This is a genomic window from Pseudonocardia lacus, from assembly GCF_018531445.1.
In the GTDB taxonomy this organism is placed as follows: domain Bacteria; phylum Actinomycetota; class Actinomycetes; order Mycobacteriales; family Pseudonocardiaceae; genus Pseudonocardia; species Pseudonocardia lacus.
The window spans coordinates 1-8,991 of sequence record NZ_JAHDTH010000263.1; the positions used below are offsets into that span (position 1 = coordinate 1).

Genomic DNA, 8,991 nt, shown 5'->3' on the forward strand with positions numbered 1-8,991 from the left:
CCCGGTGGCGGAGCCGCCCACCGGGCGGCCGGCGGACACGTCCTGGTCGCTCGGGTCGGCGTCGCCGGGGGCTGCCGCGGGCGCGCGGTCACCGATGGCGGGCGCCGCGGCGGCCGCGGTGACGCCCGCGGTCGTCTCCTCCCCCGACGTGCGGGCGACCTGGCGCTGCTTGCGGGCGGCCGCGCGGTGCGCCGCCGAGCAGTACAACCGCTTCGGCCCGCCGTCGGCGGATTGTTCGATGAGTTCCTCGCACCCGGCCAACGCGCACCGCGTGAGCTCATTGCTCATGCCGAAACCCGCTGTCCGACTGTGCGATCGCACTGCAACTCGTCCACTCCCGACCCCCCGTTTGTGCCGTGCCCGGGCAGGCCACAATCGAGTGGAGTGACCTGCGCGGAGTGGAGCCGGGTGGTCACGGGCCGTGCGCGAAGCCCCGGACGGGGCCGCGCGCCGTCACCGGGCCGGTGGCGCACCGTGGCTCTCCGTACCGGAACTTACGGGCCGCGTGCAAGGCCGTGCAAGCCGACGGACCTTAAATGCAGGCGAAGGTTTTCGGTTCGGCTGCGGCTTACCGGACTATTTGATTGCGCATTCACCAATGCTCCGTCCGATCGTACGCAAGTACTGCGCCGACATGCGTAGAGCCGACCTGCGTAGGATCGAGTCCGAACGCCGATACCCGGGCCGGTGTCGGTGGATGCTTGTCCGTTTCCTGTCCAGATGGGTGGTTGAGCGGTGCCCAAGCGGTCCTTCGCGACGTCCGGTGACGACGACCCGGCCCCCGCGCCACCGCCGGCCCCACCGGTGTGGCCCGCGCCGGTCGGCGGGGCGCCGTCCGACCCGCCGTCCGGATCCCTGCCCGAGCCGCGCCGGCCGGAGCGGACCGCCCCGTCCGCCGACCGTGTGGGCGTCGCTGCCGCATCGGCCTCCGACCTGACCGACCGCAGCATCGTCGCCCGGCGCCCCCCGCCGCCGCGTTCGGGCTGGCGCCGGCTGCTGCACCGGGTCAGCGGGGGGACCGTGCTGGTCGCGGACTCCCCGGCCGAACGGCAGCGCCGCGAGCGCGTGGCGCGGATCCGCCGGCCGCTCCCCGCGCCGCACCACGTCGCCGTGGTCTCGCTCAAGGGCGGCGTCGGCAAGACCACGGTCACCGCCGCCGTCGGGCTGGCCTTCGCCGAGCTGCGCGGCGACCGCATCGCCGTGCTCGACGCCGACCCCGACGGCGGCACGCTGGCCGACCGGCTCTCCGGCGAGTCCACCGTGTCGGTGCGCGACCTGGCCGCCAGGGCCGAGCGGATCCGGGCGCTGCCCGAACTGGCGCGGTTCACCAGCCTGTCGGGGCGGCTGCAGGTGCTCGCCTCCGACCAGGACCCCGCCCGCCACGACGCGCTCGACCGCGAGGGCTACGAGTCGGCCCACGCGACGCTGAGCCGGTTCTGCGACGTCGTGATCACCGACTCGGGCACCGGCATGGTCCACCCCGTGATCGGCGGCACCCTCGACGCGGCCGCCTCGCTGGTCGTGGTCGGCTCCCTCACCGTCGACGGGGCCGGCCGGGCCGGTCGCACCCTGGACTGGCTCGACGCGCACGGCTACGCGGAGGCGGCGGCGCGGGCGGTGGTCGTGCTCTCGGCCGACCGGACCAGCCCCGACGTCGACGTCGTCCGCCTGCGCGAGCACTTCGCCCGCCGCAGCCGCGCGGTCGTGGTCCTGCCGCGCGACCCGCACCTGGCCACCGGCGATCGCATCCGGCTCGCCGCGCTGCGCCCGGACACCCGGGCCGCGGTCGAGGAGGTCGCCGCGTTGCTGGCCGACGAGTTCGGGACGGTCCCGCCGGCGCGCGCGGTCGGGGGATTGTTGAGCGATCGCACAAGGGGCGGGGTAGAGTCCGGCTGGTGATCGTGGCCGACGCGGGTGACGTGCTCTCCGGCCTCCCGGCGCTGCCGAAGAGGTCGAGCACCGCCGAGTACGCGGCCGACGAGCTGCGCCGCCAGATCGCCGACGGCAAGCTGCCCCCCGGCACCAGGCTCCGCGAGGAATCGGTGTCGGAGGCCTTCGGGATCTCCCGCAACACCGTGCGCGAGGCCTTCCGACTGCTGGCCCACGAGCAGCTGGTCGAGCACGAGCTGCACCGCGGGGTGCACGTGCGCACCCTGTCCGCGGACGACGTCCGCGACCTCTACGCCACCCGCAGGCTGGTCCAGCCGCTCGGCGTCGACACCGCCATCGCCGACCCGGAGCGCCTCGCGGCGCTGCGCGAGCGGGTCGACGAGGCCGTCGCGGCCGTCGCCCGCGAGGACTGGCACACCGTCGGGACCGCCGACATCGACTTCCACCGCGTGCTGGTCGCGGGCTGCCGCAGCACCCACATCATCGCGATGTTCGAGCGGGTGCTCGCCGAGCTGCGGCTGGCGTTCCTGCAGCTGCCCGACCGCCGCGACCTGCACCTGCCCTACGTCGAGCGCAACCGGCGCATCGCCGACCTGCTCGCCTCCGGCGACCGCGACGGCGCTCTCGCCGAGCTGCGGGACTACCTCGACACCGCCGAACGCCACATCCTCGGCGTCCTCACCGCCGAATCCGAGGGCTGATCGGGCGCACGGGGCGCTCCGGGCACTCCTCCCCGCCGCGAGGGCAGCATCATGGGCCCGCCGACGCGCACCCGGTCCCCGGTGGACCGGTCCGGCCGTCCCGAACGACAGGAGCCCGCAGCATGCGCACTCCCGCCCGACCCCCGACCCCCGCCGCGCACTCCACCGCCACGGCCCTCGTCGCGCTCGCCGTCGCCGTGCTGGTCTCCGGGTGCGCGGGCAGCCCCATCCCCGGCAGCGCGCTCCCCTCGACCGGGGGGAGTGCCTCGCCGACCGCGGGACCCGGCGCCGAACCCGACCCCACCGACTCGGCCGGCCCGCCGCGCGACCGGGAGGGCGCCTGCGAGGTGACGCTGTCCGGGCAGGGCAACATCCAGGTCAGCGGGAGCGGCACGCGGGCGGTCACCCGCAACGGTGTCACGTCGCTGGCCTGCGGTGCCGGGCCCCTCGTCGAGGTCGACGTCCAGGACGGCGGGGTCAGCTTCACACCCGAGGGCGGCCGGGCCGTGCGGATCGACTCCGGGGCGACGGCGCAGGTCGACGACTACGAGATCACCGTCGACGAGGCCGCCGGCGACCGCGCCGAGTTCGTCGTGGTGCCGCCGGCTTGATCCCGCTAGACGCGGGTTTCGGCGCTTGAGGGGCCTCCGGCGGCGCCTACGCGGCGGGCGACCTCTGATCGAGCAGGGGCGGCTTGGGGAGGGTTCCGAGCTTCCCGTTCGGTCCGTGGTTGGGCTCGGGGGCGTCTTCGTAGGGTGGTGTGGTCTTCGCAGGTGCTGTGGACCCTGCGGTGACCATGGGGACTCTGCGCGGACGTCCGGCAGGTGTGCGTGGGCGCCCGCCCCGGCCGGGTTGATCATGTGATGTGGGGTCGCGCAGACCCAGCGGTGTGCTCGCAGCCCACCGGCGGGCTGCGACGACCCAGCCAGCGCTGCGACACCGACCCAGCGCTGCGCGGCCACCCCGTCGGGCCTTCCGGCCCACGTCGCAGAGTTTCTGTAGCCGGCGCAGAGTCCGCGGGGTCTGCGCCGAGCGTGGAGAGTCTGCGACGTGGGTTGTGGATTGTCGGCCGGGACCGGGCTTCGTGCGTCGACGGGCGCGTGCTGCTCGGGGGGCCGCTCGCCCGGCCGGGGGGAGTCGGTGGGGCGGCCTATCCTGGGGTGGTGAGCAGTTCCCGTACCACCCCGCCCGCGACCGGTCCGTGGGTCTTCAGCACCCGCGAGATGGGCCGCGGGCCGGGCGCCATGCGCCAGTACACCCGTTCCATCCCGGCGCCCCCCGAGCCCGAGCGCATCGGGGCCGAGACCATCGCCGTGCCCGCGGGGCGGCCCATCGACCTCGACGTGCGCCTGGAGGCGGTCACCGAGGGCGTCTACGTGTCCGGCACCGCCCGCGCCGAGCTGGTCGGCGAGTGCGCGCGGTGCCTCGACGAGATCACCGAGGTCGTGCAGGCCCGGATCGGCGAGCTGTTCGCCTACCCGAACAGCGTCACCGACGAGACCACCGACACCGACGAGCTGCCGCGCGTGGTCGACGACCGCGTCGACCTGGAGCAGACCGTCCGCGACGCGCTCGTGGTCGACCTCCCGATGGCGCCGCTGTGCCGCGACGACTGCCCGGGGCTGTGCCCGGAGTGCGGCGAGCGCCGGGCCGACCTCCCGGCCGACCACGGGCATGAGACACTTGACCCAAGGTGGGCCGCTCTCCGTGAGCGCTCGTCGTTGAATGACACCCTCGCTGACTGACCGGGCACCCGGTCGTCGCGCCGAAAACTAGCTAGGAGATCTACCGTGGCTGTCCCCAAGCGCCGGATGTCGCGGTCGAACACGCGGTCGCGTCGGTCGCAGTGGAAGGCCAGCGCTCCCACGCTCGTCGCCTGCTCGAACCGCGCCTGCCGCGCGACCAAGCCCCCGCACGTCGCCTGCCCGACCTGCGGCACCTACGACGGCCGCCAGGTCGTCAACCCCGCCTGACCGTCGGGAGCCCCATGGCGGAACGTGGCGTCAAGGGCCCGGCGGCCGACCGCGGTCCGCTGCTGGCCTCCCTCGGGATCGGGGTGTCCGACGAGCTGCTCACCCTCGCGCTGACCCACCGCTCGTACGCGTACGAGAACGGGGGCCTGCCGACCAACGAGCGGCTCGAGTTCCTGGGCGACTCGGTGCTCAGCATCGTGGTCACCGAGCGCCTCTACCGCGAGCACCCCGACCTGCCCGAGGGGCAGCTGGCCAAGCTCCGCGCCAGCGTGGTGAACATGCACGCGCTGGCCGGGGTGGCCGCCACCCTCGGCGACGGCGGCCTCGGCGCGTACCTCTACCTGGGGCGCGGCGAGGAGCTGACCGGCGGCCGGACCAAGGCCAGCATCCTGGCCGACGCCACCGAGGCACTGATCGGCGCGGTGTACCTGGAGCACGGGCTGGAGCCCGCGCGCACGCTCGTGCACCACCTGTTCGAGGCCCTGCTGACCAGCGCCCCGCTGCTGGGCGCCGGCCTGGACTGGAAGACCAGCCTGCAGGAGCTCACCGCGGCCTCCGAGCTGGGCGTGCCGGAGTACCGGATCACCGAGACCGGCCCCGACCACCTCAAGGTCTTCACCGCCACCGCGGTGGTCCGCGGGCGCGACCTGGGCACCGGCGAGGGCCGCACCAAGAAGGAAGCCGAGCAGAAGGCCGCCGAGCTGGCCTGGCGCACGCTCACCGCCGAGGCCGCCACGGGCTCCGAGCACGCCACTCCCTGAGGTCGGTGGAGGAGCCCGGTGCCCGAGCTGCCCGAGGTGGAGGTCGTCCGGCGAGGGCTGGCCGGCCACGTGCTCGACCGTCGGATCACCGGCGTCGAGGTGGCCCACCCGAGGGCGGTCCGCCGCCACGTCGAGGGCGGCGCCGACTTCGCCGCCCGGCTCACCGGCCGCACGATCACCGGCGCCCGCCGCCGCGGCAAGTACCTCTGGCTCGACCTCGACGGCGGCGCCGCCGGCGACGACGCGGTGCTGGCCCACCTGGGCATGAGCGGGCAGATGCTGGTCGCCGACGCCGCTCACCCCGACGAGAAGCACCTGCGCATCCGGTTCCGGTTCGCCGACGACGGCCCCGAGCTGCGCTTCGTCGACCAGCGCACGTTCGGCGGGCTGTCGGTGCACCCGCTGGTCCCGGCGGTCGGGGGCGGGCTGCTGCCCGGCCCGGTCGCGCACATCGCGCGCGACCCGATGGACCCGTTGTTCGACCTCGACGTCGCCGTCGCCGCGATCCGGCGCAGGCGCACGGAGCTCAAGCGGGCGCTGCTCGACCAGACCGTCGTCTCCGGTATCGGCAACATCTACGCCGACGAGGCGCTCTGGCGGGCCCGGCTGCACTCGCTGCGCCCCACCGAAGCGCTCACCCGCGCGCAGGGGCGGGCCGTGCTGGAGGCCGCGACCGAGGTGATGGCCGAGGCGCTGCGCGCCGGCGGCACGTCCTTCGACGCGCTCTACGTGAACGTGAACGGCGCGTCGGGCTACTTCGACCGCAGCCTCGACGCCTACGGGCGGACCGACCAGCCGTGCCGGCGCTGCGGCACCCCGATCCGCCGCGACGCGTTCATGAACCGCAGCAGCTTCAGCTGCCCGCGCTGCCAGCCCCGGCCCCGGCGGCGGTCGACCGCCCGGGCCGTCACAGCCAGCCGCGCTTCTTGAACACCAGGTACAGCAGGCCCATGGCCACGACCATCAACCCGAGCGCCATCGGGTACCCCAGCGGCCAGGCCAGCTCGGGCATGTGGGTGAAGTTCATCCCGTAGACGCCGGCGACCAGCGTCGGGGCGAACGCGATCGCCGCCCACGAGGAGACGCGCTTCATCTGCTCGTTCTGCTCGTAGCCCGCCTGGGTCATGCGGGCCATCTCCTCGTTCTGCCGCTGGCCCACCAGCGCCGCGTTGACCTGCAGGATGTTGGTCAGCAGCTGGCGGTAGCCCTCGGCGCGCTCGACGACCCGCACGGCGTGGTCGGCGACGTCGCGCAACGCGCGGCGCAGCTCCTGGTCGGTCTCGCCGGCCAGCTCCTTGAGGTGCTCGCGCACCGAGCCGATCATCTCTTCCAGCGGCTCGACCGCCCGCTGGAACGCGATCACCTCGCGGCTGAGCTGGTAGATGCGCCGGGAGACGCCGGGGTCGCCGCCGAATACCTGCACCTCGATCTCGTCGATGTCGTCCTGCAGGCCGTCGAGCACGGGGGCGTAGTCGTCGACGACCTCGTCCATGATCGCGTAGAGCACCGCGAACGGTCCGCGGGCCAGCAGTCGCGGGTCGTCCTCCAGGCGCCTGCGGACCGCCGCCAGGTCGGGTCGCTCGGAGTGGCGGATCGTGATGACGAAGTCGCGCCCGAGGAACAGGTGCAGCTCCTCGACGTCGACGACCTCGACGGGGTCGACGTAGCGGGTCGGGCGCAGCACCACGAACAGCACGTCGCCGTAGCGCTCCAGCTTGGGCCGCTGGTGCTGGGTGATGGTGTCCTCGACGGCCAGCGCGTGCAGGCCGAACTCCTCGGCCACGGCGTGGATCTCCGCCTCGCTCGGGCGCAGCAGCCCGATCCAGCAGAACCGGTGCTCGTCGTCGGGGCAGTCGCGCAGCTCCTGGAAGGTGTGGTCGAGGGAGCCGGGCACGACGGTGCGCTTGCCGTCGACGTAGATGACGTTGTCGACCATGGACATGTGCTGCTCCTGCTCCCGCTCGGGTCGCGCGACCCGCGCGTCGGCCGTGGCGATCGTATTGCGCCGAACCGAGGGGTGCGTTGCACAGTACTGCGGTATGCGTAGTACTGTGCGACGCGTCGGTCGGCCCGGTGGGCCGGGAGGAGGGGGTGGGGGTGGACACCAGCCAGTTGCTGAAGGGGGTCCTCGACCTGGCCGTGCTGGCGGTCCTCGACCGCGCGGACGGCTACGGCTACGAGGTGCTGCGCGGGCTGCGGGCGGCCGGCCTGGAGGAGGTCGGCGACGCCTCGGTCTACGGGACGCTGCGCCGGCTCTACAACGCCGGGCTGCTCACCTCCTACGTGGTGCCCAGCGACGAGGGCCCGCACCGCAAGTACTACAGCCTGAACGAGCCCGGCCGGCAGCGGCTGCGGGAGACCGCCAAGGTGTGGCGGGCGTTCGCCGAGACGATGGAAGGCCTGGTGGGGGCGGCGTGAACGCGGAGGACGACGGGAAGAAGGCGCCGCCGGCCGGCGCGGGGGACAGGCCCGCCGTGCAGGTGCTCGACGGCGCCGCGCGGGAGTTCCTCGACGGTGTGCGAGCGGCGCTGTCCGACCTGCCGCCCGGTGAGGTCGACGAGATCCTCGACGACGTGCGCGCGCACCTCACCGAGCTGACCGGTGAGCTGGGCGCGAGCCCCGACCGGGAGGCCCTGGCCGCCCGGTCGGGTACCCCGCAGGCCTACGCCGCGGAGCTGCGCGCCGCCGCCGGGTACCCGCCCCCGCCCGTCGCGCGCCCGGTCGAACCGCAGGGTCGGACCACGGCCCGACTGGCGGTGCTCGGGATGGCCGCCAGCACCCTGATGATCCCGTTCGGGCTGCTGTTCGGGTCGGAGGCCCTGGTCCTGCTCGGGGTCCTCGGTGTGCCGCTGGCGCTGCCCGCGCTGCTGCGGGAGGGCCCGCGGATGACCGCGGTGGCCGAGCTGCCCGAGCTGCGTGCTCCGCTCGCCCGGCTCCGGCGGCTGCGCACCGGGTTCGTGGGCGACCTGCAGGCGGGCTGGTGGGTGGTGCGCGCCATCGCCGCGGCCGTGGTGCTCACCTTCGTCTTCGTCGACCGCGGCCCGCTCGCGGTGGTGCTGCTGGCCGTCATCGGCATCCCGATCTCGGTGTGGCTCGGTCGGCTCAGCCGCACCGACCGGCGCCTGCTGTGGCTGGTCGTGCCGCTGAACGCGCTGGCCGTCGCGGTGGTTGTGCTGGTGCCCACGAGCTGGTCCGACTCGCCCTCCCCGGCGGCGAGCGAGGCGGACTACGCGCAGCCCGGGCTCTACCAGGACGGTGAGTACGTCTACGACATCCGCCCGGTGGACGCCAACGGCGTCCCGCTGACCGGCGTGTACCTGTTCGACCAGGACGGGCGCCCGATCGACGTCGACCAGTACTCCTGCCGCGAGGCCGACGAGAGCTACTACGACGCGCCGGAGGCCGTGCGGCCGTACCCGCGGGGGACCTACGAGGTGGATCCGGACACTGGCCGCTGCGTCCTGGTTCCGCCCGCGCCGCTGGTGGTGGCGGTGCCGACGGCGACCGCCACCGCCGCACCCGCGCCCGGCGCCGTGACGCCCGCGGCCCCGGCGCCGGTCACCCCGACCGGCTGAGACCCGCCCGGCCGGTCACGTGCTCGGGGGAGCCGGGACCGGCCGGGCCCGCCCCGGTCCGCGGGCGGGGGGCCCGCGACCGGCGGCGCGG

11 protein-coding genes are annotated in these 8,991 nt (G+C 74.5%); 9 read left to right on the forward strand and 2 right to left on the reverse strand.

What is annotated here, in order from left to right; genetic code table 11:
* Positions 1-288, reverse strand: a 288-nt coding sequence (locus KIK08_RS34705) for a hypothetical protein (protein WP_214407558.1), incomplete at its 3' end; no start/stop codon positions are given.
* Between the two features lie 447 nt (positions 289-735).
* Between KIK08_RS34705 and KIK08_RS34710 the strand changes: the two genes are divergently transcribed.
* The 7 genes from KIK08_RS34710 (at position 736) to mutM (ending at position 6,255) form a co-directional block, all read left to right on the forward strand.
* Positions 736-1,899, forward strand: a complete 1,164-nt coding sequence (locus tag KIK08_RS34710) for a MinD/ParA family ATP-binding protein (RefSeq protein WP_214407559.1) — start codon at positions 736-738, stop codon at positions 1,897-1,899.
* Positions 1,896-2,591: a GntR family transcriptional regulator gene (locus tag KIK08_RS34715; protein ID WP_214407560.1), complete on the forward strand. Its 696-nt coding sequence runs from the start codon at positions 1,896-1,898 to the stop codon at positions 2,589-2,591. The genes KIK08_RS34710 and KIK08_RS34715 overlap by 4 nt, the downstream gene beginning before the upstream one ends.
* Before the next feature lie 122 nt (positions 2,592-2,713).
* Positions 2,714-3,202, forward strand: coding sequence for a hypothetical protein (locus KIK08_RS34720; RefSeq protein ID WP_214407561.1), 489 nt, complete (start codon positions 2,714-2,716; stop codon positions 3,200-3,202).
* Positions 3,203-3,814: 612 nt separating this feature from the next.
* Entirely contained in the window at positions 3,815-4,336 is a 522-nt protein-coding gene (locus KIK08_RS34725; RefSeq protein WP_214407568.1) for a YceD family protein, read from the forward strand.
* A 45-nt stretch (positions 4,337-4,381) separates the two neighbouring features.
* Positions 4,382-4,564, forward strand: a complete 183-nt coding sequence (gene rpmF / locus KIK08_RS34730; protein ID WP_214407562.1) for a 50S ribosomal protein L32 — start codon at positions 4,382-4,384, stop codon at positions 4,562-4,564.
* Positions 4,565-4,578: 14 nt separating this feature from the next.
* Positions 4,579-5,325 carry a ribonuclease III gene (rnc, locus tag KIK08_RS34735; protein ID WP_214407563.1) on the forward strand — a complete coding sequence of 249 codons (747 nt, stop codon included), beginning with the start codon at positions 4,579-4,581 and terminating at the stop codon, positions 5,323-5,325.
* An 18-nt stretch (positions 5,326-5,343) separates the two neighbouring features.
* Positions 5,344-6,255, forward strand: a complete 912-nt coding sequence (mutM, locus tag KIK08_RS34740) for a bifunctional DNA-formamidopyrimidine glycosylase/DNA-(apurinic or apyrimidinic site) lyase (protein ID WP_214407564.1) — start codon at positions 5,344-5,346, stop codon at positions 6,253-6,255.
* Here mutM and corA read toward each other — a convergent pair.
* Complete coding sequence (corA, locus tag KIK08_RS34745) at positions 6,233-7,267, reverse strand: magnesium/cobalt transporter CorA (protein ID WP_214407565.1); 1,035 nt, start codon at positions 7,265-7,267, stop codon at positions 6,233-6,235. The two genes, mutM and corA, sit on opposite strands and share 23 nt — an antisense overlap.
* A gap of 155 nt (positions 7,268-7,422) precedes the next feature.
* On the opposite strand from corA, the gene KIK08_RS34750 reads away from it, so the two are divergent.
* Both KIK08_RS34750 and KIK08_RS34755 read left to right on the forward strand, forming a co-directional pair.
* On the forward strand, positions 7,423-7,743 hold the full coding sequence (locus KIK08_RS34750) for a PadR family transcriptional regulator (protein ID WP_214407566.1): 321 nt from the start codon (positions 7,423-7,425) through the stop codon (positions 7,741-7,743).
* Positions 7,740-8,900, forward strand: a complete 1,161-nt coding sequence (locus tag KIK08_RS34755; protein WP_214407567.1) for an HAAS signaling domain-containing protein — start codon at positions 7,740-7,742, stop codon at positions 8,898-8,900. The genes KIK08_RS34750 and KIK08_RS34755 overlap by 4 nt, the downstream gene beginning before the upstream one ends.
* Positions 8,901-8,991: the final 91 nt, after the last annotated feature.